At 45.7% G+C, this 25,133-nt stretch carries 21 protein-coding genes and 1 pseudogene; 10 read left to right on the top strand and 12 right to left on the bottom strand.

From position 1 onward, the window contains the following. Window positions 1-73 precede the first annotated feature (73 nt). Window positions 74-820 (top strand): class I SAM-dependent methyltransferase, encoded by a 747-nt coding sequence (locus tag ED312_RS16140; protein WP_123217054.1) that lies wholly within the window; start codon window positions 74-76, stop codon window positions 818-820. A 57-nt stretch (window positions 821-877) separates the two neighbouring features. Here ED312_RS16140 and ED312_RS16135 read toward each other — a convergent pair. The 8 genes and pseudogenes from ED312_RS16135 to ED312_RS16100 all read right to left on the bottom strand — a co-directional run. After that, window positions 878-3,133 (bottom strand): annotated as a pseudogene (locus tag ED312_RS16135) (GH92 family glycosyl hydrolase); the annotation flags it as partial. A gap of 18 nt (window positions 3,134-3,151) precedes the next feature. Then, window positions 3,152-5,473: a glycoside hydrolase family 20 protein gene (locus ED312_RS16130; protein WP_123217052.1), complete on the bottom strand. Its 2,322-nt coding sequence runs from the start codon at window positions 5,471-5,473 to the stop codon at window positions 3,152-3,154. Window positions 5,474-5,603: 130 nt separating this feature from the next. Beyond that, complete coding sequence (locus ED312_RS16125; RefSeq protein ID WP_123217051.1) at window positions 5,604-6,629, bottom strand: N(4)-(beta-N-acetylglucosaminyl)-L-asparaginase; 1,026 nt, start codon at window positions 6,627-6,629, stop codon at window positions 5,604-5,606. A 69-nt stretch (window positions 6,630-6,698) separates the two neighbouring features. Further along, complete coding sequence (locus ED312_RS16120) at window positions 6,699-7,817, bottom strand: putative glycoside hydrolase (RefSeq protein WP_123217050.1); 1,119 nt, start codon at window positions 7,815-7,817, stop codon at window positions 6,699-6,701. Window positions 7,818-7,821: 4 nt separating this feature from the next. Then, a complete protein-coding gene (locus tag ED312_RS16115; protein ID WP_317125687.1) occupies window positions 7,822-8,988 on the bottom strand; it encodes a carbohydrate-binding family 9-like protein in 1,167 nt (388 codons plus the stop codon). A 20-nt stretch (window positions 8,989-9,008) separates the two neighbouring features. Continuing rightward, the gene (locus tag ED312_RS16110) at window positions 9,009-9,974 is read right to left on the bottom strand and encodes a glycoside hydrolase family 130 protein (protein WP_123217048.1); all 966 of its coding nucleotides are present in this window, start codon (window positions 9,972-9,974) and stop codon (window positions 9,009-9,011) included. A gap of 207 nt (window positions 9,975-10,181) precedes the next feature. Next, the gene (locus ED312_RS16105) at window positions 10,182-12,059 is read right to left on the bottom strand and encodes a sodium:solute symporter family protein (RefSeq protein ID WP_123217047.1); all 1,878 of its coding nucleotides are present in this window, start codon (window positions 12,057-12,059) and stop codon (window positions 10,182-10,184) included. Further along, the gene (locus tag ED312_RS16100; RefSeq protein WP_123217046.1) at window positions 12,052-14,343 is read right to left on the bottom strand and encodes a GH92 family glycosyl hydrolase; all 2,292 of its coding nucleotides are present in this window, start codon (window positions 14,341-14,343) and stop codon (window positions 12,052-12,054) included. Before ED312_RS16100 ends, ED312_RS16105 begins: the two co-directional genes overlap by 8 nt. A gap of 318 nt (window positions 14,344-14,661) precedes the next feature. Between ED312_RS16100 and ED312_RS16095 the strand changes: the two genes are divergently transcribed. Both ED312_RS16095 and ED312_RS16090 read left to right on the top strand, forming a co-directional pair. Continuing rightward, complete coding sequence (locus ED312_RS16095) at window positions 14,662-15,750, top strand: sensor histidine kinase (RefSeq protein ID WP_123217045.1); 1,089 nt, start codon at window positions 14,662-14,664, stop codon at window positions 15,748-15,750. 55 nt (window positions 15,751-15,805) lie between these two features. Beyond that, a complete protein-coding gene (locus ED312_RS16090) occupies window positions 15,806-16,534 on the top strand; it encodes a LytR/AlgR family response regulator transcription factor (protein WP_123217090.1) in 729 nt (242 codons plus the stop codon). Window positions 16,535-16,592: 58 nt separating this feature from the next. On the opposite strand, the gene ED312_RS16085 is transcribed toward ED312_RS16090, so the two are convergent. Both ED312_RS16085 and ED312_RS16080 read right to left on the bottom strand, forming a co-directional pair. Beyond that, complete coding sequence (locus ED312_RS16085) at window positions 16,593-16,958, bottom strand: hypothetical protein (protein ID WP_123217044.1); 366 nt, start codon at window positions 16,956-16,958, stop codon at window positions 16,593-16,595. Window positions 16,959-17,091: 133 nt separating this feature from the next. Next, window positions 17,092-18,609, bottom strand: a complete 1,518-nt coding sequence (locus ED312_RS16080; RefSeq protein ID WP_123217043.1) for a helicase HerA-like domain-containing protein — start codon at window positions 18,607-18,609, stop codon at window positions 17,092-17,094. 172 nt (window positions 18,610-18,781) lie between these two features. Here ED312_RS16080 and ED312_RS16075 point away from each other — a divergent pair, with 172 nt between their 5' ends. Next, window positions 18,782-19,414 (top strand): 7-carboxy-7-deazaguanine synthase QueE, encoded by a 633-nt coding sequence (locus tag ED312_RS16075; RefSeq protein ID WP_123217042.1) that lies wholly within the window; start codon window positions 18,782-18,784, stop codon window positions 19,412-19,414. Window positions 19,415-19,452: 38 nt separating this feature from the next. Here ED312_RS16075 and ED312_RS24290 read toward each other — a convergent pair whose 3' ends face one another. Together ED312_RS24290 and ED312_RS16065 are read right to left on the bottom strand one after the other, a co-directional pair. Beyond that, window positions 19,453-19,671 (bottom strand): four helix bundle protein, encoded by a 219-nt coding sequence (locus ED312_RS24290; protein ID WP_240643124.1) that lies wholly within the window; start codon window positions 19,669-19,671, stop codon window positions 19,453-19,455. Between the two features lie 242 nt (window positions 19,672-19,913). Continuing rightward, window positions 19,914-20,882 (bottom strand): GlxA family transcriptional regulator, encoded by a 969-nt coding sequence (locus ED312_RS16065; protein ID WP_123217041.1) that lies wholly within the window; start codon window positions 20,880-20,882, stop codon window positions 19,914-19,916. Between the two features lie 281 nt (window positions 20,883-21,163). Here ED312_RS16065 and ED312_RS16060 point away from each other — a divergent pair, with 281 nt between their 5' ends. The 6 genes from ED312_RS16060 to ED312_RS16035 all read left to right on the top strand — a co-directional run bounded on the left by ED312_RS16060 (window position 21,164) and on the right by ED312_RS16035 (window position 25,122). Further along, on the top strand, window positions 21,164-21,712 hold the full coding sequence (locus ED312_RS16060; protein ID WP_123217040.1) for a DinB family protein: 549 nt from the start codon (window positions 21,164-21,166) through the stop codon (window positions 21,710-21,712). 21 nt (window positions 21,713-21,733) lie between these two features. Continuing rightward, window positions 21,734-22,183, top strand: a complete 450-nt coding sequence (locus tag ED312_RS16055; RefSeq protein WP_123217039.1) for a VOC family protein — start codon at window positions 21,734-21,736, stop codon at window positions 22,181-22,183. A gap of 134 nt (window positions 22,184-22,317) precedes the next feature. Further along, complete coding sequence (locus ED312_RS16050) at window positions 22,318-22,755, top strand: SRPBCC family protein (protein WP_123217038.1); 438 nt, start codon at window positions 22,318-22,320, stop codon at window positions 22,753-22,755. Window positions 22,756-22,824: 69 nt separating this feature from the next. Continuing rightward, a complete protein-coding gene (locus ED312_RS16045) occupies window positions 22,825-24,258 on the top strand; it encodes an MATE family efflux transporter (protein ID WP_123217037.1) in 1,434 nt (477 codons plus the stop codon). Between the two features lie 49 nt (window positions 24,259-24,307). Next, window positions 24,308-24,667, top strand: coding sequence for a nuclear transport factor 2 family protein (locus ED312_RS16040; RefSeq protein WP_123217036.1), 360 nt, complete (start codon window positions 24,308-24,310; stop codon window positions 24,665-24,667). Between the two features lie 11 nt (window positions 24,668-24,678). Continuing rightward, entirely contained in the window at window positions 24,679-25,122 is a 444-nt protein-coding gene (locus tag ED312_RS16035; protein ID WP_123217035.1) for a DUF1579 family protein, read from the top strand. Window positions 25,123-25,133 lie beyond the last annotated feature (11 nt).

The raw sequence follows: 25,133 nt of genomic DNA, 5'->3' as shown, positions 1-25,133 counted from the left end.
TTGGGAATTGTAAGGGGGCACTCGTTGCAAACGAGCGCCAGTGATTTAATAAACATAGACTGTTTAACATCTTATGAAGGAGGAAAAACATAAAGCAGAAGGCCCGGATATTATCGGAACGGCCTTACGGGATTACCAGCAGGGAAATTACACGGAAGATATTATTACTGAGACTTCCATTTCGGAAGAAGACGAATTACCGCTTCCCTACCTATTCCGTAATTATGAGGAAATGCCAAAAACAGAACAGAAGGCCCTTCAACTGGCATACGGAAAAGTCCTGGACATAGGATGTGGTGCGGGAAGTCATGCTTTATATCTCGAAAAAGAGAAAAAGTTTGATGTCACTGCCATAGACACCTCTCCGGGAGCAGTGGACGTCTGTAAGTCAAGAGGACTTACCCGTGTTTTTGTTCAGGATATCATGCAGTATCACGGTGCAAAATTCGATACTGTACTCTTACTGATGAACGGGCTGGGTATATGCGGAAAACTGGCATATATAGATAACTTTCTATCACACCTCAAAAGCCTGCTGAATGAGGGCGGGCAGATATTGCTGGATTCTTCCGATATTATTTATATGTTCGACGAGGATGAGGACGGCGGGCACTGGATACCCTCTTCCCCGGAGTATTACGGTGAAGTTGAATTCCGCATGAAATATAAAGGTATGCAAAGCCCCGGATTCCCCTGGCTTTATGCCGATTATAATACCCTACAGAATGCCGCCGTTTCCAACGGGCTAAACTGTGAACTCGTATGCCAGGGAGAACATTATGATTATCTGGCGAGGCTTTGTAACGCTTCTTTACTGTAAGCCCGGTTAACATACTTCGCGCTCTTATCGCGGTTAACGATAAATTACAGGGCTGCTTTAATGCTTCTTACTTGAATGAAAAAGTATCTCGCCGGCACTTAATAATTTCTTATCAGAAATAAAATATCCCTGGTGCTCTTTCCCGTTAACTATTATTTTATCGATATATCTTCCTTCTCCGGGATTGTCACTGGTAATGATCAGTTTGTCCTTCGCATAGTAATCGGTATCCAGGTGAATGGTTACTTTGCTAAACCTGGGGGCAACAAAGGTATATTCCGGGTTGGCCGGGGTTACCGGGTATATTCCCATCATGGCATAAATGGCCCAGGCCGACATGGTCCCCGTATCATCGTTGCCGGGAAGACCGTCGGGAGCATTTTTATAATACGTATCCAACAACTCGCGAACCCGTTTCTGCGCCTTCCATTCGCTTCCCTTTACATAGTTGTAAAGAAAAGGATACGCGATATCAGGTTCGTTGGCCATGTCGTAGTGGCCGTTATCAAAAATATAGTCGAGCCGGGTCTCGAAATTTTTACGTCCTCCCATCAGTTTTATCATTCCTTCTATATCCTGGGGCACCATAAAGACATACTGCCAAGCGTTCCCTTCTATAAATCCCATGTTCTTCTCAAAATTAGCTCCTTTAACCGGATCGAAAGGTTCGTACCAGCTCCCATCAGGGTTCCTGGGCCGCAGGAGTTTTAATTTCTTGTCGAAGAGTTTACGGTAAGACAGCGAACGTTTACTGAACAATTGATAATCCTCTTTTTTGCCGAGGGCCTTGGCCAGTCGGGCAATGGCATAATCGGCAATATTATATTCCTGAGTGGTAGACACCACACCGTCGGGCAAACTCTCCGAATTGACATAGCCATCGCGAATATAATCGTCCAATGCGGGACGGATCGGGTTGTCTTCCAGTTGTGTTGCCCCTTTTTTCATGGCTTCATAAGCCTTTTCTATATCAAAACCGGTAAGGCCCCACAGATAGGTATCTGCAAGAACTACAGAAGCCGGATCGCCTACCATGGTAAAGGTCTCCGTGGAGTTGAGCTCCCATTTGGGCAGCCAGCCGTTTTCGTCGTACATATCGAGCATGCTTTTTACCATTTCCAACTGTTGGTCGGGATAAAGAAGGCTCATAAACTGGTGATAATTTCGATAGGTATCCCAGAGAGAGAACACCGTAAAACGGCGTTTGTCAGTCTTCCCGATCTTTCCCGTAGCGATCTCCGGGTATTCCCCGTTAATATCATTGAATATGTTCGGATGGATGAGCGTATGGTACAAGGCCGTGTAAAAAATAGTTTTATCGTCTTCGGTCCCGCCTTCTACTTCTATCCTGGAAAGCTGTTCGTTCCAGGCATTCTTCGTTTTTTCGTAAACCACGTCAAATGAGAGTCCGCCTGTTTCTTTTTCCAGATTTTTCCTGGCATTGTCTATACTCACGTAAGATACCCCTATCTGAACTTCTACCTGGGTCGGTTTTTTAAAATCGTACCGGAAATAGGCGCCTATACTGTCTCCCACCACCTCACGGGTAAAGTCTTTCATCATACGGGTTTTACCATTGTAGGTCATCCATTGAGCTTCCACACCTTCGTAAGTGGCCGGCTTTTTCCAGATACCGAATTCTTCGGCAGGGATGGAAAATTTCGCCACAAAATATACGGGATACGCATGTTCCGGGCTATTGTAACAGAAAGACCCTACGGTCCGCATTCCTTCTATTTCGGTAGGGGAAACCACTTTTACCATGGCTCCCTGCTCATTAGTCAACCCCAGGCCAAGATTGAGTAGTATATTGGACTTTCCCGCAGGGAATGAATAGCGGGTTACTCCCGTCCTTGTACTGGCCGTGGCTTCCGCACGAACATTATATTCAGACAAATTCACACTATAATATCCCGCTTTGGCCACCTCATCGGTGTAGGTTGTTCCGTATTTCAGGTGATCGGTTTCCAGATCACCCGTGGTAGGCATAGTGATGATGACTCCCAGGTCCGGGCATCCTACACCACTTAGATTGACATGGGTAAACCCCGTGAGAAAACTATTTTCATGTACATAGGGGTTGGAAAGCCATCTGCTGTCTTTCTCCAGTACATTCTGCTTTCCGGCCACGTTAAAGGGTGATACACTAGCCATTCCCCTGGGAGCAATAGCCCCCGGATTGGTTGCCCCGAAATTGGAGGTGCCTATAAAAGGATTCACGTAATCCACAGGTTTCTCCTGGGCAGTCCCGGTGTAAAGGGACATTAAAAGGCTTACGGATAATATTTTGAGCGTTTTCATGGTGTTGTAATTGCGTTTGTTTTTGGGGTGTCACTCCACTACAATCTCATCGACAAAAAGCCAGGTGTTCCCACCGTTTGGGGTTTTTCCCAGGTTGGTTGCCTTTACTTTTATGTAACGCGCGGATTGTGGAGGAAAGGTCACCGGAAAATCCTTTAGATCGGCGTTACCGTTTTTGGCATAATCCCGTTGTATTTCATTTGCTTTTTTAAAATTTTTTCCGTCGTCAGAGAGCAATACCTCTACCCGGATCGGATAGTATATTCCCGCTCCCTGGTTTTCCATAGATCCGACGGTGACTTTTGTAAGTTCCGCAGGTTCTTCCAGGTCTATGACCACTTCCATATCATTACCTATCCAGGCCTGCCATTGCCCGTCGTGAAAATCCTTACCGCCGCGCAATACATTGACCATATTGTATGTACCCGAGCCGGGATAGTTTTTGTTCCACTCGTTCGCATAGGTCACTTTTTTACCGACTGCCTTGTGCCAGGTAAATGTTTTTTCAAAAACCTTACCCACCGGTTTATCATTTTCAAACCGGGAAGCCCTTACCGTTGTTGTTCCGGTAATTTCTATGGGGGTAGTATATTTGTCGGCGGAAGCGAGATTTTCTTCATTAAGCACATAACGGATATCCGTATCCGGAAATTCGGTTGTCAGGGCTATTGTCACTTTCTGGTCTTTGTCCACTTTGGCATCTGCCATTATGGTATAGGCACTTCTGGCATAATTGATCCCGAGTTCGTCATATCTCTTGAACATATGTTCCAGCCTGGCCGTAAAATCATTCCAATCCCGGCCTTCTTTCGGGCTCCATACAGTCTCTGCCAGAGCAGTCAGCCTCGGGTAGATCATATATTCGGAATGTGAAGTTGTGGGAATATATTCGGACCACAGATTGGCCTGCCCCCCCAGTACGTGTCGTGCCTGGTTAACACTCATGGAATCTACCACCGGGTCGAATCCGTATACTTTACTCAGGGGAGTATACGCATTGAATGCCAGGGGTTCGGAATCCTGCGGCCCCTGATAATAATCGAAATAGCAGTGGGATACAGGCGTCATCACCACATCGTGCCCTTGTGCAGATGCTTCCCATCCGCCTTGTATACCTCTCCAGCTCATCACAGTGGCCCCGGGCGCAAGTCCGCCTTCGAGTATTTCATCCCAACCGAGCATCACCCTTCCTTTGGAACTGACAAATTTCTCGATGCGCTTCATAAAATAGCTTTGCAGTTCTTCCACGCCTGCAAGCCCTTCTTCTTTTATCCGTTTCTGACAATGCGGACAGGTTTTCCAGTTGGTTTTGGTCGCTTCGTCTCCACCTACATGAATATACCTGGAAGGAAATAGCTCCATCACTTCGGTCAGTACATTTTCGAGGAATTCGAAAGTTGATTCTTTTCCTGCACAGTAGATATCGGTAATAGGCCACACTCCCCCGGAAGGTATCATGATGGGTTCTCTCTTACAGGATAATTCAGGATAAGAAGCAATAGCACTCATCACATGCGCAGGCATCTCTATCTCAGGTACTACTTCTATTCCATTTTCTTTGGCATAAGCCACAATTTCCTTAATATCCTCCCGGGTATAAAACCCGCCGTAAGTAGCTTTTTCCGAAGGATCGGGTACAGGACGGGCATTCCAGTGCATATCTTCTTTATCTACACGGTAGCCTCCGATTTCGGTAAGCTTCGGGTATTTTTCAATTTCTATCCGCCATCCCTGGTCGTCCACTAGGTGAAAGTGCAATATATTCATTTTGTGGAATGCCAGTCCGTCTATGACTTTCAACACATATTCTTTCGGAAAAAAATGCCTGGAAACGTCGAGCATAAGGCCACGCCATGGAAATCTCGGGCTATCCTGAATTTCCACTGTGGGAACAGCCCAGGTGAGATTACCCTGCAAAGCCGCACTTTCTATTTCTACCGGCAATAATTGACGTAAAGTTTCCAGACCATACAGGAAACCGGAATACCCGGCAGCGGATATGGTTACACTGTTTTCAGTGACACTAAGCGCATAGGCTTCATCTTCCAGGGTTTCATCTTTGCGGAAGGCTACATAATTCCCGGAAGGTTGGGAGTTTACTATTTCCGGTTCCCATCCGGCTGCTTTGCGGAATTTTCCAGTCAATATTTCTGCGATCTTCCGGTATTCTTCTCCGGTTACAAAAACGGTTTCCCTGTCAAACACAAAAGCTCCTTCCCGGAACTTCAGTTCTTTCGGTCGGGGGATGATGGAAATGTCACTTTCCTTAAACGTTATTTTTTCCGGGCGGTCACATCCGGAGAGCAGTATGACCAAAGTCAGAATATAAGGATATATCGGGTTTACTTTCATTTTTCCTGAATTAGGTCCGGATCATTGAGATTTGAAGAAATACACAGAAGTACGGAACATGTGAAAAATCCGGGTTATTAAAAAATTCCCGCAGGGCCGGTAAAGGCCCCACAGGAAAATCATAGGGGGATTATGAAATCTTATATTCGCCGTCTATCAGGCGGTTTCCGTCCTTTTCATCGTAAACAGCATAATTAAATCCGGGGCGCAGGCAATAGGCCCCGTATTCGCCTTGTTTATTCAGCGCGATAAAGCCTATCTGCAAATATTCCAGATCGGGACGGTTTTTGTATATTTTATAGATGCGTTCCACGATTTCCTTACACGCCTCCATGGGACTTTTCCCCTGGCGCATGAGTTCCACTACCATAGCGCTTCCGGAGGTCCGCATTACAGCTTCTCCAAGCCCTGTGGCGGCAGCACTTCCCACTTCGTTGTCCAGGAACAGCCCTGCGCCGATAATGGGAGAATCCCCTACCCTGCCGTGTACCTTCCAAGCAGCCCCACTGGTAGTGCAGGCTCCGTAAAGGTCACCGTTTTCATCTATGGCAAGCATGCTTATGGTATCGTGGTTTTCTATGTTAATAACCGGTTTGTACTCGGATTTTTCCAGCCATTCCCTGTATGCTTTCTCGGCATCTTCGGTAAGCAGGTTTTCTTCTTTGAATCCTTCTTCCAGGGCAAACTGTTTCGCTCCTTCCCCTACAAGCATAATATGCGGGGTTTTTTCCATCACTTTTCTCGCTACGGATATTGGGTGTTTTATATCCTGTAAAAAAGCTACGGAACCGCAATTGCTCTGGTGATCCATGATACAGGCATCCAGGGTAACTTTTCCTTCCCTGTCGGGCCATCCGCCATAGCCTACGCTGGAAACCTTCGGATCGGCTTCGGCAGTCATTACCCCGGCTTCCACGGCATCCAGACCGGACCCGCCGTTTTTAAGTGTTTTCCAGGCTTCTTCGTTGGCCGGTAGCCCGTGATTCCACGTAGATATCAATACAGGTTTCTTAACCGGTTTATCGTCACCGGCAGCAACTCCGGATTTTTTCTGGGGGTCATGGGGTTTTATACCATTGTCCACGCAGCTGTAGAGTGTTCCCACCGCTACCGTTCCAAGGGCAGTTTTTGTGATAAATTTACGTCTGTCTATCATAGCAGGTATATTTTCTGTTATCTCTCCGTCGATGTCACGGGCAACTATTAATACATTCAAAAACCGGCACTATCGCCCTTCTTTGGTTTCTTTGATCGCTTTCAGCATACCATCGGTAAGCGCGGGGCCGTCAAAGAATGAGACGCCTTTAGCCCCGTTCTCTTTTGCGAGTTTTACGGCTTCTTTTATTTCTCCAGGAGACATTTCGGGAACATAGACTCCGGTGTGGAGTTCAGTTTTTTTGTCTTTCAGGTCCTGTACCCCCTGTTTTGTTGCAAAACCTATCCAGTCGGTCTCTTCATTATAGAAATTGTGATAGATCATGGGCAGCACTACATCAATATTCCATTTATCCCAACGCTGGCGTACCATATGGTCTGCCATTTCCGGATAAGGGAATACAGCCGCTGTGAGTATTTTGTCGTTTTCATGAGCTATTTCATAAGCATCGTTTACTACTGCCCTTATTTTGTTCAGGCGGAATTGCTTCCACTCCATATCCAGGGCAGGGTCTTTGAATTCCCTCGGGTTCTTATGATGTATTTTTTCAAATTCGGCCACACAGACATCGCAATAGCAGAAATCAAATTCCGGAAGTTCTTCTTTTTGCTCGAGGTCATATTTCGGCAGTAACCCGATAGGAAGAAAAATATCGGGAAAACGGATATAATCGAGATGTACACTGGCCACTCCTTTTACTTTGGCCAGGCCTTCCACCAGGCCCAGTACGTGATTCCGGGACTCTTCTCTCGTAGGACAGAGCCACTGGTAATAATCTACATAAGGCCTGTGATCGAAACAGGATTTTCCTTCACGGCTCACGGCATACCAATCCGGATGTTGCAGGGCCACGGAGTCGCCTGGGCGGTTCATGGCCATAATCCAGGCATGTACTTCCAGGCCGGCTTCATCGGCAAGGGGAGTTAATCTTCCCAACAGTTCGGGATCGGTATTGGTATTAATGAGTACTGCATCCAGGCCATTATTCTTGTACTTGGCAAATTCTTCCCGGTACGAATCGTCTGTCCTTTTAGCATCGGCAGTGATCCATGTCCAGTATTTAAAGGCTTTTTCGGCAGTGTTGCCGGAGATGTCTTTTTCTTCTTTTTCCCCTGTAGCTTTTTCCTGTTTTCCACAGGAAACAAGGCATATGAGGGCATAAAACACAGTGAGTTTTAAGATTTTCATAAGATTATTTGTTAGTCGTTTTACTGGTGAATTTTCCATCTTCCTTCATAACAAGAAGGTTACCGGTAAAAGGGCTTACCGCCGTTATATTCCAGCCTTCGCTATGCACTTCGAGGGCTGTTTTTACCGGTTTTCCGTCAACGACAACGGGCTTATCTACCAATTGCCGTATGGAAGTTATCCATGTACCTTTTTCCTGAAAATACTGTTTCTGTTTACGGTACAGGGCATAGAGTTTCCACTTTATCTTTTCATCTTCAGGAATGCGGAACTCTTCGGTCTCTCCCGGTTTTTTACCGGAAAAATAGACATAGCCCCACCATTCCGGTTCGTGCATGTTTATCACCCATTGGGGTGACCAAACCCAATTGTATTCCGGCAGGTATTTTCCGTTTTCGTCTTTTTTCCGTTGATATTTATCATTTACCAGGTCAAAATCCCAGTTGACCCTGGAAAAATTTATCCGCCAGAATTCGTTTTCGGGAGTATTTGGAGACGCACTGCCGTGCGCCTCAACTAGCACTTGCCAGGGCATGGCTATTTCTACACTCCAGCCCTTGTCGGTATCATTCGGGTCATTTAGCGTCCCGTCAATATGAACGGCAGTCTTTATACCCTGTATATCCCAGCTGTCTATGACCGGGGCACTTTCCCTGTACGGTTTTACAAGATATAGATCCCATATGGTATTCAGGGCGTTCATCTCAAATTCCATATAGTTGTGTGTATCCCCGTCCGGGTCTATAAAGATCTCGAAATCGTTATTATAAAAAATTACGGTATCGCGCTGTTTCAGGGTTGCCCATACATGGGGTTCTTCCATTTCGGCATAAAAATACAGGTATTCTTCATCCCACAGCATCTTGACGTTGGTTTTATAGGCAGGGGTTTTATCTCCTTCGATATCTATAAAATCCTCACTCCATGCTGTTTTTTTCCAGGAATCTTCTTCTCCCTTTCCGTCTACCGTAATGGTTTCGGACGTTTTATGAGCTACATATTTCCTGGGCGGTGTGATTTCTTCCTGGGCAAATGTATTCAGGCATAAAAAAAATGTGATTGCCAGCGAGGCGATCATTTTTCTCAGATCGTGACAGCAGATGGAGACACACGGCCGTGTGTCTGTACGGGAGCAGGATTTTGCGGGGATGGTCTGGTGTATTTTTGCCATTGGTTTTCGTTTGGGCCGGGTTACAGGCTATTTTCCTTTATAAAACGGACAATTTCGCTTATCCTTCCGAATGCCATTGCCGTTACGGTGTCAGCTGCGCCGTAATACAGGGCCAGCTTGTCTTCTTCGTGCGAATGTAATGCTGCACACGGGAATACTACATTAGGGACATCGCCTACCATTTCATAGGTCTCGGCCGGCCCCAGGAGATAGGGTTGTGTTCTGTATTTTACCTTGTCCGGCTCGTTCTTATCCAGCAGGGCGGCGCCTACGGAATAGCGGAAACCATTACAGGTATTAATAACCCCGTGATAGAACAGCAACCAACCTTCATCGGTAAGGATCGGGATAGGTCCGGCTCCTATTTTGGTACATTGCCATGCACTGTCCACAAAAGGGGTTACCTTCATAACGCAGCGATGCTCTCCCCAGTATTTCATATCGGGACTATAGCTGATATAAATATCCCCGAATGGCGTATGGCCGTTATCGCTCGGTCTGCTCAGCATGGCATATTTACCGTTGATCTTCTCCGGAAATAACACGCCGTTACGGTTAAAAGGCAGGAAAGCGTTCTCACACTGGTAAAATTCTTTAAAATCGAAAGTATAGCCGATACCGATAGTCGGACCGTGATAGCCATTACACCAGGTGATCCAGTAACGGTCTTCGATAAACGTCACCCTCGGATCGTATTTGTAATCGGAATCGATCATTTGGGTATTGCCCGCCATAAATGATATGGGTTCGTGTTCGATGTCCCAGTTTATGCCATCTTTACTGAATCCGGCAAAAATATTCATCTGTACCGCCTTGTTATCGCAACGGAAAACACCTGCAAATCCATCTTCAAAAGGAACTACGGCACTGTTGAAAATACTGTTGGACGAGGGAATGGCATACCTGTCTATAATTGGATTTGCGCTGTAACGCCACATGACGTCTTTACAATTTTCCGGTCGGTCCTGCCAGGGTATAGTATTCATAGAGGTTAGATATTAGACGTTTAGACTTTAGATATTCAGATTTTTATAATGTGCTACATAACAACATTCGATTCAGGTGGATTTTCCTCAATTTTTCACCCCATCCTAAATGGTAAATCAAGAAGAATCGGGCCTCCTTTAGCGTCTGGGTCAAACTGATTTACCGATAAATCCGCATAGAACAAACTTTGTCATGTACTAAACTTTTTAATCTTTGTATTTCCTTACTTTATCGAGCCAGGTAAATTTGAGTATTGCCGAAGTTACGGCAAATACGGTGAACCATAACAGGGCCCGGGGGTAGTCCCGGACCATGAAAAATACGGGCAAGAGGATCATACTGGACTGCCATACGATACCTATGGTACAATTCAGCATATCCATACCGAACCCTTTGTTTTCCTCCACGGGACTTCCTCCTTCCTTCAACTGCCGGTATACGGGTTTCCACCAGCCCCACGGCCTTACATTGGCATAAAATTTCTTCAATACCTCATCATTGGTTGCCGGGGTCAAAAGCGTCCCCAGGAGACATCCTAGTATGGAGAAGCTAAATATCACCGGGAACAGGTAAATTGCCGGGGCATTTGCTATTTCATACGGAAATGATCCTTCTGTAAAATTGTGCTTGTTGTGATCGAGCAAAAACTGTAAGGTAGCAACGATCAGCCCGGCGAGCATGCCCCAGAAATATCCCCATCCGTTAAAGCGCCACCACACCCATTTCAAAAAATTTGCCGCTACATATCCGCCATAAAGCGCACTGGTGATCCACAAAGTTATGGAATTGATGGATTCGGCAAAAAAGCCCATGATCACTCCCAATGTTACTACAAAGAAAGATGCGATGTGGCTGGCCTTTATGTAATGTTTGTCAGAAGCTCTGGGTTTGAAATATTTCTTGTAGATATCATTTACGATATAAGCCGGGCCGGAGTTCACAAAAGCTGAGAATGTAGACATAAAAGCCGCAAGGAGCCCGGCGAGAAGCAATCCTTTGATCCCTACGGGAACGTGATTATTGATAACCCTGGGCAACACCATTTCCAGGTCATTGGACGTTACCGAGCCGGTCGCTGCCATAGATGGCGCCAGGTATACCAGTCCTATTACTACAATGCCGGCAATGAGCAGATAGCGCGGTATGAACAACACCAGGTTGGTAAACCCGCTCATATATGCGGCATCTTTTACCGTTCTTGTAGATAATATACGCTGCATATCATAGCTCGGGGTCGGCCCTGCTACACTGGCAAAGAAACCTTTCAGCAGGGTCATCCCTATAAATGCCCCGAACATCTTATAGCCCTGGGTATCGATAAGTTCATTAAACGTAGCGAATTTACCATCCCAGAAACCTTCCAGTTCATTGCCGAAAAAGATATTTTTCCATTCGGCAGGGATCAGGGCTGATATTTCCGCATCACTGACGGTAATGAAGGCATACACCGCAATCAATATTCCCGCAAGTACCATAATGAGGTACTGCAATACTTCCGTTGCCACTACAGAATACATTCCTCCTTTTATGGTATAAATGGTAGTCAGTAATATAATAAGAAGTGCATAGGTCTGTTCCGAAGTCAGCAAAAGTGTACTTCCTGCAGTCCAGGACAAGTCCCAGGGCAGTATGATGGTCATAAACTTGCCTACCCCTTCAAAAAAATAGGCGATAAAACCTACGGCAGCCACTACGGCAAAAACAGCTACGATGAGGTGCGAAGCCCTTCCGGCGCGGTCGTCCCCGAAACGGGTGAGTATCCATTCGGAGCCGGTCATAATATTCGACCTTCGTATCCATGCGGCGAGGAATACCATGACAAATATCTGGTTCCATATAGGCCACATCCACATGAACATAAAACTCTTTACACCGTAGAGGAACAATATACCTACCATCCAGGCCGTCCCGGAAACGTCGAACATTCCGGAACCGTTGCTCAGTCCCAGGTAATACCACTTAATACTGTTGCCCCCGAGAAAATAACCGTCCAGTCCCCTGGAGGCTTTTCTGGATACCCAGACCCCGATAGAGAGGGTTAAGATGATATACAGGGCAATAATAAGAACATCAATACTATTCATTCACCTGTTTTTCGGCTCGAACACCCCAGTTCTTATTCGGTTCAGGCCCCATTTCGAATTCCAGTTCGCCTCCGGCGGTTATTTCGTCATGGGTGATGTAGGTCCGGTTGAATTCTTCTCCGTTCAACGTAGCAGACTGTATGTATATGTTCTTATCTGATACGTTATTTGCTTTAATGGTAAACAATTCCTCTTCCGATACTTTGATCACCGACTTTTCAAAAATCGGGCTGCCTATCTGGTAGGTACCCGAAGAAGGGTTGTACGGGTAAATCCCCATGGCACTGAATACGTACCAGGCAGACATCTGGCCACAATCTTCATTTCCGCTAAGCCCCGCCGGGGTGGTATCGTACTGGGTATTTAATATCTCCCTCACCCAATATTGTGTACGCCACGGCTCTCCCGCAAAATTGAACATGTAGGCGATATGATGGCTCGGTTCGTTACCATGAGCATACTGGCCTATCAGCCCCGAAATGTCAGGGGAAGCATCTCCTCCCGTAATTTCGGAACTTTCCGTAAACAATTGTTCCAGCATATCGGTAAAGGGTTCTTTTCCTCCGTGCAATGTTATCAGCCCATCTACATCATGAAGGACAAACCAGCTGTGCTGCCATGCATTTCCTTCGGTATAGTCGGTCCCTTTTCTGTGAATGGAGAGTTTGGGGTCGAATGGTTCGTGCCATTGTCCCTTATCCGATTTTCCCCGCATAAACCCGCTTTCCGGATCATAGAGGTGCTTAAAGGCATTCGCCCTGTCCGAAAAATACTTGTAGTCTTCCTCTTTCCCGAGTTTTTTCGCCACCTGTGCAATACACCAATCGTCATAGGCAAACTCCAGTGTTATGGTTACGGACTCATCCAGGAGATTATAGGGCACATAGCCATATTCCTTATAAAATTTCACACCACGGCTTTCCTCATCCTTCATCATCGTTACTTTCATGGCCTCATAGGCTTCATTGATATCAAAGCCCTTGATCCCTTTCATAATAGCTTCGGTAATTACCGGAATGGCATGATTGCCGGTCATGGTATAGGTTTCATTACCGTACAATGTCCATACGGGGAGGGTCTTGTTTTCTGCGTAGTAGACCAGCATGGAGTTGATAATATCCGAGACTTTATCCGTATCCAGCAGCGTCATTAACGGTTGTGCAGCACGGAATGTATCCCAGAGGGAAAGCGTAGAATATGCCGTATAATCCCCGGCGGTAACGATACTGTCGTTCTGCAGGCGGAACTGACCATTGGCATCACTGAAAGTAACGGGAGCCAGGCGGGTATGGTACAGCGCGGTATAAAAAATGGTTTTCAATGAATCTACCGGTGTCTCCACTTCTATTTTGTCGAGGGTACTGTTCCATGCCTGTTCTGCATCTTCCCTTACGGCATTGAAGTCAAACCCTTTGCGCTCTTTCATGTTTTCCCTGGCGTTGTCTATGCTCACGGAAGAAAGACTGAGCTTTACTTCCAGGGTTTTTCCGCTCTTTTCATCGAAAAACAACTGCGCCGATGTTTTGGCGCCGGTGACCTCTTCCGCCCCTTCCGCTTCTTTGGCATCGGCATAAAGGTTATGTGCTGTTAACGGTTTGGAAAATTTAGCAACAAAAAACAGTTTCTGGTTCTTCGCCCAGCCGGTACTGTGCCTGTAACCGCTTATGGTTGTTTCGTCTTCTACGGTTATCCTGGTATCCAGCGCCTTGTCCCAGTTGATGGCAAACCCGAGATCGATCACCACGGATTGCGGATCATTCTCTTTAAAAGTATAACGATGGAAACCGGTCCGCTTTGATGTGGTAAGTTCGGCATTCACCTCATGATCTTCCAGATATACCTGGTAATAACCGGGAGTTGCCGTTTCATTTTCGTGCGAATATTTTGATTTATACGGGTAATCTTCTCTTGAAGAAACAGGAACAGACAGGTCTACCTCCTTATTTACGGGCATAAAAAGCAGGTCGGCCAGGTCTCCGATCCCCGTACCGCTTAGATGCAGGTGACCGAACCCTACGGCAACGGAATCGGTATAATGGTATCCGGAACACCAGTCCCATCCGGCAATACCGTTATCGGGACTGAGCTGGATCATCCCGTAAGGGACCGTAGCCCCGGGATATGTATGTCCGTGGTCGCCGGTCCCGATAAAGGGATCAGCATATTGTGTCAGTACAGGATTTTTCTCTTCCGGTTCACTTTTTTCCTTTTTCTCAACCCTGCCACAGGAGGCCAGGGCGCATAACATTCCGAGCAATGCGTAGGAAGTACATTTTTTTTTCATACAACAGTTTGTCAAGTCCGTCTTTATTTGTTAATTGCATCCCTCTAATCTACTTACCATTAACCCGATACCTCTTTATTCTGCCGGTTTCAGGATTAACCCTTTGTAAATTAAACCCGCAGGGATGTTACCAAATATTTATATTTTTGAGAACTTAACGAATAAATTTAGACCAACAACATTTTTTAAGAGCCAAACGTCATAAAAGTCGCCCGGAATATAAGGCATGGGTACGAAAGCAGGAAAGCATTGACAGGATCAGACAAAATCGAGGTTGGGGATGATTAAAAAGCATATCCTGGAGGGATGTGAAAGGTTATGATGCAAAACAAACAAACAGGCAGCTTTTTTAATTTCAATCCCTCTTCCAATTACCGGATTGAAATTAAACACCACATTATTTTTTGGTCGGTTTATTTTCTTTTTAACACCATACGATGGGGGAGTTATTACCATGACTATTGGTATTCTCTCAAAGCTAACCTCTTAGGGTTCCCCATTCATATGACCCTCTGCTATTTTAATATTTATTACCTCATGCCCAGGCTCATCTACAGGAAAAAGTTTATACTTTATACCGCATGTATCATCCTTGCCATTTATGTGATGGTCCTGATCAAGTTTTACCTGACCTATTTCCTGATAAGTACCAATGTATGGCCGGAAGGCCCCGAAGAGACTACCACCCTGTCCTTTAACTACATAATACAAATGATGCTGGGAGAGCTCTACGTAGTGTCTTTTGTTACCGCAATTAAAATTACGGCCGACTGGCTCCGGGAACACAAAAGGGCGGCAGACCTGGAAAAGGTACAGCTGGAAACCGAACTGCGTTTCCTCCGCACCCAGGTGTCCCCGCATTTCTTTTTCAATACGCTAAACAATATTTATTCCCTGTCCATAGAACAGTCCAAAAAAACCCCGGAAACCATACTGAAACTATCGGAGCTGATGCGATACCTGCTATACGAGACCAAGCAGCGCAAGCAAAGCCTTTCCAAAGAAATATTATGCCTTCAGAACTATCTGGACCTGGAACGGATACGCTACGGGGATTCCCTGAAAATAAAAATGAATATTTCAGGTGACATAGAAGGAAAAAAGATCCCCCCCATGCTGTTGCTGTCTTTTATAGAAAATTGTTTTAAACACGGGGCCAATAAAAATATTGACGGGGTCCGGATAGATATGGATTTTGATGTGCAGGGAGATTTCCTGTACTTTAAAGTGGCCAATACCATGCCCAAAGAATGCCATAGGGAACATTCCGGAGACCAGGCCGGGGGCATAGGCATTAAAAATGTAAAGAAAAGACTGGCCCTCGGATACAAAAAACACGAATACGATCTGAACATCTATGAAAAAGACAACAGATTTATAGTAGAATTAAAAATCAAGGTTGGCTGATGTCGTTCAGGATATAAGAAAAAACAATCGGCCTAAAATAAAAAAGTCACACAACATGGTTATACGATGTATTGTAATTGACGATGAACCTCTAGCTATCAACGTATTAAAAAATTACATTGGCCAGACCAGAGGACTGGAACTGATAAGTACTTTCAGCAACGCTCTGGACAGTATTGATTTTATGCGGGTGAATGAAGTTGACCTCATATTCCTGGATATTAACATGCCGGTACTGGACGGTCTTAACTTCCTGAAGAGTGTGCACATTAAACCCATGGTTGTCATTACTACGGCATATGAAGAACATGCCGTGGAAAGTTATGAACTCGAGGTACTGGATTACCTGGTCAAACCTATACCGTTCCACAGGTTTGTAATGGCTGTTAATAAAGTTTTCCGTATGCACTCCGTCCGGCAAAAAAATGATTTCGGAGATCCGGGAGAAAGAAAGTTTATCTTCATTAAAATAGACAAAAAGAAAATGAAGAAGATATTCCTGGATGAGATTACGGTTATCGAAAGCCTGAAAGATTACATAAAAATAAACACCTACTCCGGCAAATATATTGTACACCAGACCCTGAGCAGTTTTACCGATGAGCTCCCTGCGGATAAATTCATCCGCATACACCGCTCTTATACGATTTCTTTGGACAAGATTGAGGCCCTGGAAGGGAATAGTATTGAAATAGGCGGTCAAAGATATACGATAGGGAGAAGCTATTTTAACGAAGTGCGGAACAAAATACTGAACAAACCGCCTGAGGAAGATGAACTATAAAAAAGCCGGGAATGAACTCCCGGCTTTTTGTTTGTGATATAAAGATATACTTCTGTTATTAATCGTAATATCCGATCCGGATACTTCCATTACGCAAAATTACTTCACCGTCTATGGCGATGCCGGAACTTCTCCGGTAGGGCGATTCCATGTAATACGTGTTCCTGTAGTAAACCGGATAGCCTTTCCCTTTTTTCATCCGTTTGGCATAATGCTTCCGCATTTTTCTTTCTCTCTTCAGATAATCCTTATAGGCTTCTTTTTCCCGTTTTTCCTGTTCGCGGTAGTACTCTTCCCGGTTTTTTCGTATTTCCCGGTGGTATTCTTCCATGTCTTTACGGTATTCTTTTCCATGGGGTTGTGCCATCAGCCCGGTAAACGACATCACAGCGATTCCAAATAATAAGATTCCTTTCGTTTTCATCTGTTCCGTTTTTTTAAATCATAACAGAGCAGAACCAACTATTATGCCAAAACGAGGGACTTTAAAGCAACACCTTAGATAACAACACATTAACACATCCGACAGAACAACGACTTTGATCCGCGGAAGTCCATCACCTGGATAATTTATTTAAAACCCCGAATACGCCGCGTATAAAAGTTGCACTGGTAAGCACTTTTACCAGCGGGTTCATCCTTGTACTTGTACGCCCTGAAGTTCTTTTTTCCACTTTTTCGCGTTCCTTCTTCGCCTGCTCCTGTGCTTCTTCGCTTTCGGCATGTTCTATTTTCCTGTTCAGCATTTCATAAGCACTCTCCCTGTCAACAGTTTCATTATATTTTTTAATCAATCCGGATTTGTCCGTAATTTCCTTGATTTCCGCATCCGTGAGTACGTCCATCCTGCTCATGGGTGCACGGAGCATTGTTGCCGCCAGGGGCGTTGGCCTGCCTTTTTCATTCAGTACTGTAATAAGGGCTTCTCCCGTCCCAAGGGAGGTGAGTACGGCAGCCGTATCGTAATATTCACTCACGGGATAATTCTCCGCCGTGAGCTTGATAGCCTTCCTGTCCTTGGCAGTAAAGGCCCGGAGCGCGTGCTGGACCTTTAATCCCAGCTGTGACAGAACGGCATCCGGGACATCGGTGGGAAGCTGTGTACAGAAATACAGCCCGACACCTTTGGAACGTATCAGTTTCACTATACTCTCTATCTGGTCCAGTAGTGCCTTGCTGGCTTCATCGAATATAAGATGTGCCTCATCGATGAAAACTACCAGTTCCGGTCTTCCGGTATCTCCCTGTTCGGGCATGGTGTTGTATATTTCCGCCAGCAGGCTGAGCATAAAAGTGGAAAAGAGTTTCGGCCTGTCCTGTATATCCGTCAGGCGGATGATATTTATATATCCCCTGCCCTTATCATCCACCCGCATCAGGTCTTCGATCTCAAATGAACGTTCTCCGAAGAACAAGTCGGCACCCTGTTGCTCCAGTTCCACCAGTTTTCTCAGGATAGAGCCGGTTGAAGCCGTGGATATCCTTCCGTATTCTTTCTCTATTTCCTTTTTGCCCTCATCCGTGATGTACTGTAATGCTTTCCGGAGGTCTTTCAGGTCAAGTAACGGAAAATGATTATCATCACAATATTTGAATACTACCGACATTACTCCCGATTGGATATCATTAAGGTCCAGAATACGAGATAAAAGTACTGGCCCGAATTCCGAAACCGTAGCCCTGAGACGAACCCCTTCCTGGTCTGAAATGGTCATTAATTCCACCGGGGAACCCTGTGATTCGTATGGCAGCCCGATTTTTTCGTGTCTTTCCCGTATAAAATCGGCTTCCTCTCCCGGCCTGGCAATGCCGCTCAGGTCTCCTTTGATATCCATCTGCAATACCGGGATCCCCTGTTGTGACAGGTGTTCGGATAAGATCTGCAAAGTCTTGGTTTTTCCGGTCCCCGTTGCCCCGGCAATCAGTCCGTGACGGTTAAATGTTTTCAGCGGAACTTTTACATAGGCGTTGGTTACGGGTTCGCCATCCAGCATGGCTGCCCCAAGAATGACAGCATCTCCCTTGGTAGCATATCCGTCCGTAATGTATTTGAAAAAGGTCTCTCTCCGGCTCATGTACTATTTTTTTTGTATAAAAATAAGTTAATTTTTAAGAAACCGAAATATAGTTTTAATTCCCGTATATCACATTTGTATTTGTTCATCAGAAATATTCCCCGGGTGGGGCTTTCACATATCCGGGGAAAGGAGTATTCGCTTTTCCGACTTCTTATCGTATCTTTGTGCCATGATAAAAGAAGAGGTTTCAGGATTGGTGGCGAAAGGAGAAATGCTTCCCTTAATGGAAGAATTCTACACCATACAGGGAGAAGGATATCACAAAGGTACTGCTGCGTATTTTATACGGGTAGGCGGATGCGATGTAGGATGCCACTGGTGTGACGTAAAGGAGAGCTGGAACGCAGAAACCCATCCGCCCACGGCAGTAGAACATATTATAGAAAACGCGGCAAAACATTCGGACACTATTGTGATTACCGGAGGAGAGCCCCTCACCTGGGATATGGGGCCCCTGACTGCCGGATTAAAAGCCAGGGGACTTAAAACACACATAGAAACCTCGGGGGCATATCCGCTTACGGGTACGTGGGACTGGATTTGTCTTTCCCCGAAGAAAATAAAACTTCCCCTGAATGATATTTACGAAAAGGCAGACGAATTAAAAGTCATTATTTACAACCAGCACGATTTTGCTTTTGCCGAAGAACAGGCCGCAAAAGTGAATACAGACTGTATTCTGTACCTGCAACCGGAATGGAGCCGCCGGGAGAAGATGATCCCCGACATCGTGAATTTCGTCATGAAGAATCCCCGGTGGAAAGTCTCCCTGCAAACACATAAATATCTGAATATTCCCTGAGGGGTTGCCGGTTTTCCTGTTACCAGTCCAGTTATCGGTTATAACCTCCAGTGTGAAGTTACATATTCTTTAAAGTTATCTATTTTTCCTCCTGATGCATGATATTGCTCTGCTAATTCGGAAATATCATCACCTAAGCCGGGATATAGGACCTTTAGTTTTTCCAGATGATTAACGGTTTCGTCATTACCGGAATGGGAATATATCAAAAACTTCACAAAATCGTTTTTGTATTTTTTTCGACCATAACCTTCCACAATATTAGAATTAACCGAATCCGATGACCTTTACAACTGACTCCCCAACTCGAACAGTTCATATTTTGGTAAGCGTAAAGGTAATTTGTGCGTCCTGCTAAACAATTCGAATGAAACCTTATAGATCTCAAGATCTCTGTAAGAAGTAGTCATAATTATTGATTTTTATGGGTTTGGTTCAAATAATAATAACAAACACCCCCATAACAACTGGCAACCGACAACCGGAAAACCGCCCCCCCCTAAGCCCTGCTGTACTTCCTTCGGTAATCCTGTGGTGTGAGTCCGGTAACCCGTTTGAAAATTTTCCGGAAGGTCTTCAGGTCGTTATACCCTACATCGTATACTACGGAATGAATACTTTCCGTGGTTCGTTCCAGTGCTTTTTTAGCGGCTTCTATTTTTACACGCTGCAGGTATTCCAGGGGAGTGTTTTGTGTGGCATTCTTAAACCTGCGGACAAAATTCCTCTTGCTCATATTGGCCTTTTCCGCGATATCCTCCACGGATACCTGTGCATTATAATTTTCTTCTATGTATTTCTGGATCCTCAGGATCTCTTTGTCCTCGTGTTGATGCTGTCCCTGAAAAACACTGAAATGGGCCTGGTTAACCCTGTCCATATCTATAGAGAACATTTTGCTGACCTGTATGCCCACTTCCCTGCCACAAAATTTTTCTACCAGGTAAAGGATCAGGTTTAAAGACGAAAATGCCCCTCCGCTGGTGTAGATCCCTTCCCGGTCCGTAATCACCATATCGGGCATCAGGTCAATGTCCTGGTAACGCATTTTCATATCGGGAATGGCAAGCCAGTGCGATGTGCAGGGTTTTCCGGATAATAGTCCGGCTTCCGCAAGAAAATAGCTCCCAAAACAAAGACTGGCAACTTCCGATCCTTTTTCATTCATCTGCCGTATCCATTCTACCAGTGCCCTGTTCTTTTCCAGCACTTCTGTAGCATCTCCGTTAAACGCGGGCACAATGATAAGGTCGGTATTCTCTGCTTCACCCAGGGTTTTCCGGCAAATGAAACTCGCCGGGGCGAACAGGCGGATATCCCCGGCCCTTTCACTTATCAGCTCCAGTTCAAAAGGCATGGTACTGCCCATACCTTCCACGAACCTGTTTGTTCCTATAAAGATGTCTACCGCACCGGAAACTGCCGATAATACGGCTTCTTCATACACGAGCAGGGATATTCTTTTCATATACTCTGTTAATATTGAGTTGTTTTTCCGTGGCCCGGAGAAAACCGAAGGTTAGCTGCGCCGAATCTCTCCATCATAAATGCAGCTATGAAGATGTACCGGTTTCTGCCTGTCACTCTTTGCCACAGACCGGAAAACATTCAAATTCCGGCACTTAAAAGCCCGAACCTAATCAAAAATAAACAATTTTTGTCACAAACACCCCCTCAATATGGCAATTATGCACTTTACAAGCGGCCGTTTTCTTTCCGAGATTTGTATTATCACTAAAACACATCACCATGAAAAGTCAGTTATTAATGCAGTTTGACCTCCATCACAGAATTTTTAACAATGTTCTGGAAGACCTTTCGGATAAAGAGACCAATATAAGGGTTAACGGCAATACAAACATGAATCATATTAAGTATATAGCCGGGCATCTGATGAGCACCCAGTACGGTTTTGCCTACCTGGCAGGACTACGACCGGAGGAAAAATGGAACGAACTTTTCTCCCCTGCAAGCGGGTCCAGGGCTATGGACAATATCGCCTATCCGGATATCGGTGAGATCGCCGGCGAATGGAACCATATGTATGAGGGCATCCGCGAAGGACTGGTACAACTGCCCGCAGATACCCTTCACAGCCGCCCCCCCTCCCCGATGGACGGGATTATCGGTAACACGACGCTCGGGACAGTCTTTGACAATACCATAGCCGGGTTATGGGCTTTCTTTAATCATCATCAGGCATACCACATAGGGCAGATAGGAGTTCTTCGCAGGGGCCTGGGGAAAAAGGCCATGCGTTATGACGGGCCGGAGGTTTACAGTAATGAAAACAAATAATAAATCTATAAAGTTTCAATCATGAAAGCAGTAAACATTTATCTGAATTTTGAAGGCAAGACAGAAGCGGCCTTTAACTTTTACCAATCCGTATTTGGCGGCGAATTTATGGGCGGGATCATGCGCTATAAGGATTTCCCACCATCTGAAGAATTCCCGCCCCTTTCCGAAGCAGAGAAAAATCTCGTGGGGCATGTTTCCCTCCCGTTGGGCGACCATTCCATACTCATGGGAACGGATGTCGTGGAATCCCTGTGCAAAGGCCATAAAACAGTAATGGGAAATAACGTTCATATTACCCTGGAAACCGACAGCGTGGAAGAAGCCGAAACTTTTTTTGGTAAACTTTCCGAAGGAGGCCATACGGTAATGCCCCTGGAAAAGACATTCTGGGCAGAAAAATACGGTGCATGTACCGATAAGTTTGGCGTACACTGGCAGCTCAATTACACCAGAAACAAAGCACAGTAACGGCTTAGGGGTGCAGGTTTCAACTTCGGAACCTGCAACTTTTTCACCTGGTGTACGGGATGTCTGTCTCCGGTTGAGCGGAAACCTAAACTGACATATCCAAATTAATTATTATCTTATACATATTTTCAATCATGGAAAAATTTCAGATCACCATTAATGCATCCCGGGAAAAAGTGTGGGATATTCTTTGGGACGAAGACACTTACCCGGTATGGACTGCTCCTTTCAGTGAAAGTTCACAGGTAGAAACGGATCAGTGGAAAGAAGGCAGTAAGGTACTTTTTATCGACGGAGATTCCGGGGAAGGCATGGTCTCGACAATCGCAAAAAATATTCCGGGAGAGTTTATGTCCTTCCGCCACATCGGTATCTACAAAAACGGCGTGGAGGACACCGAAAGTGCTCAGGCCAGGGAATGGAGCGGGGAAGAGAACTATACGCTGAAAACCGTTAACGGAAAAACCGAACTGGTTGTAGAGATGGACATCGACGAACAGCATAAAAGCATGTTTGAGGACCTGTGGCCAAAGGCACTTCGGACAGTAAAGGAACTGGCCGAAGAAAAATAGGCGGCACCCCGGCATATGTGGAATACCGATTTATATAAAAATTCCTCAAAACCTTAAACCCAAAAAACAATGGACCCCATAGAGGAACAAAACAACCACTCCAAAGAAAAGCATTCCGCATCTTCGATCTTCAAAGCGCTCAAAAATGCTGTTTTGGGTACTGAGGCGGATTATACAAAAGTAGGCCTTAAGAAAGCCATCTTTCTCCTGGCAGTCCCCATGATACTGGAACTGGTCATGGAATCTGCCTTTGCCGTAGTGGATATCTATTTCGTAGGCAAACTCGGCCCCTCTGCCGTTGCTACCGTAGGGCTTACGGAGACTTACCTGTTCCTCCTTTATTCCATAGCCATGGGGCTTTCCATGGCCGTTACCGCGATTATTGCCAGAAGGATAGGTGAAAAGAAAAAGGAAAGTGCCGGGGCCTCGGCCATCCAATCTATCTTTCTGGGCCTGCTGGCCTCTGTTCCCTTTGCTCTCGGTGGCATATTCTTCGCAAAGGAACTGCTCACACTTATGGGTGGCGACACGTGGAGCCTGGAACACGGCTACAGGTATACACAGTGGATGCTGGGCGGCAATGCCGTGATCATGCTGTTGTTTGTTATAAATGCCATTTTCCGCGGCGCGGGCGATGCGGCCATTGCCATGCGTATCCTCTGGATATCCAACGGGATCAATATGGTGCTGGACCCCCTGCTGATCTTCGGTTGGGGCCCTGTACCCGCAATGGGCATAGAGGGTGCGGCCATCGCCACCAATATCGGACGGGGCATAGGAGTACTGACCCAATTGTGGATCCTTTTCAAAGGCGGAAAACACATCCGTGCCAGGCTTTCCCAACTGTACTGGGATGCAGGGATGATGCGGCACATCCTCCGTACTTCACTGGGCGGTATCGGGCAAATGATCGTAGCCATGACCTCCTGGATCTTTCTCATGCGCATCCTTGCCGATGTAGGCAGTGAAGCTGTTGCAGGTTCTACCATAGCCCTCCGCATTATGATGTTTACCCTGATGCCCGCCTGGGGGCTCTCCAACGCCGCAGCAACACTGGTAGGGCAAAACCTGGGCGCCGGAGACCCGGAACGTGCGGAGTCTGCCGTATGGAAAATAGGATTTTACAATATGATCTTTCTTGTCTGTGTCTCTCTTGTTTACTTCTTCTTTAACCAACCGCTGATGAGCCTGTTCACAGACAATCCCCGGGTTATTGCTATCGGGGGCGAATGGTTACGTATATTGTCATACTCCTACTTTGTATACGGATGGTGGATGGTTTCGGTACAGGCATTTAACGGGGCCGGGGATACAAGAACCCCTACCAGGATAAACTTTGTCTTTTTCTGGCTTGTCCAGATACCCTTATCCTATTTGCTGGCCATTACGCTCGGCTGGGAACATTCCGGGGTATTCTGGGCAGTGTTTGTCTCTGAGACCGCAGTCGGGCTGTATACCTTATGGCTCTTTAAAAAAGGCCGTTGGAAAACAGTAGAAATCTAGAAAGATAACCGGAGCTACTCCCGAACCTTTAACTCTAAAATCAGAACCCATGACCGAAAAAGAAAAATTTCTCCGAACGTTCCACCGGGCATTTGCAGAAAACGATACCGGTTACATTATGGACAATATTACCCAGGACATTAGCTGGGATATTCCGGGTGACAGGTATGTACAAGGCAAAGAAGCTTTTGCCTCGGCCCTTAAGGAAATGAAAAACGAAGGAAAAACCAAGACGGAGATCGAACATGTCATTACCCACGGAAAGACTGCGGCCGTCAACGGGACAGTATTATACGAAAACGGGATGTCCCATGCTTTTTGTGACATATATGTCTTCAGTGGTTTTAAGGACCCCAAGGTTAAGGAGATCACTTCGTATGTGGTCCGAATAAACAATCGTTCCAGATAAAAACCTTTGGCATGGGAAAGACGAGAATCGAAGACAGCCCTTTTAACAAGCTTATCGGACAATGGGAAACCGAGGGGCGAATACTGGAAACCCCGGAAAACCCGGAAACGGAAATAAAGGGAAAGGATATTTACAGCCCCATACTGGACGGATTTTTCATTCTTCATAAAGCCGATGTGGAAATCGGGAAAGAAAAAAGTCAAACCTACGAGATCATCGGACCTGACCAATCCGGTAATCAGGCTAAGATGCAGCATTACAACAATAGTGGTGCTTCGGGAATAATGCTGGGCCGCTTAAAAGGGGACAGCTATAGTATTAACGGGGAAAAACTGCGTTTTAAGGGAAGGTTCGACCATAATAACAACACTCTCAATGGTATGTGGCAGCAATTGACCGACAAAAAAGAATGGAGGGATTTTATAGAAATAAAACTGATTAAAATCAAAAGTTAAAACAAAGACAA

This window comes from Sinomicrobium pectinilyticum, from assembly GCF_003725735.1.
Classification (GTDB): domain Bacteria; phylum Bacteroidota; class Bacteroidia; order Flavobacteriales; family Flavobacteriaceae; genus Sinomicrobium; species Sinomicrobium pectinilyticum.
The sequence above is the reverse complement of the archived record's forward strand: the minus strand, read 5'-3'. Positions and strand labels throughout refer to the sequence as shown.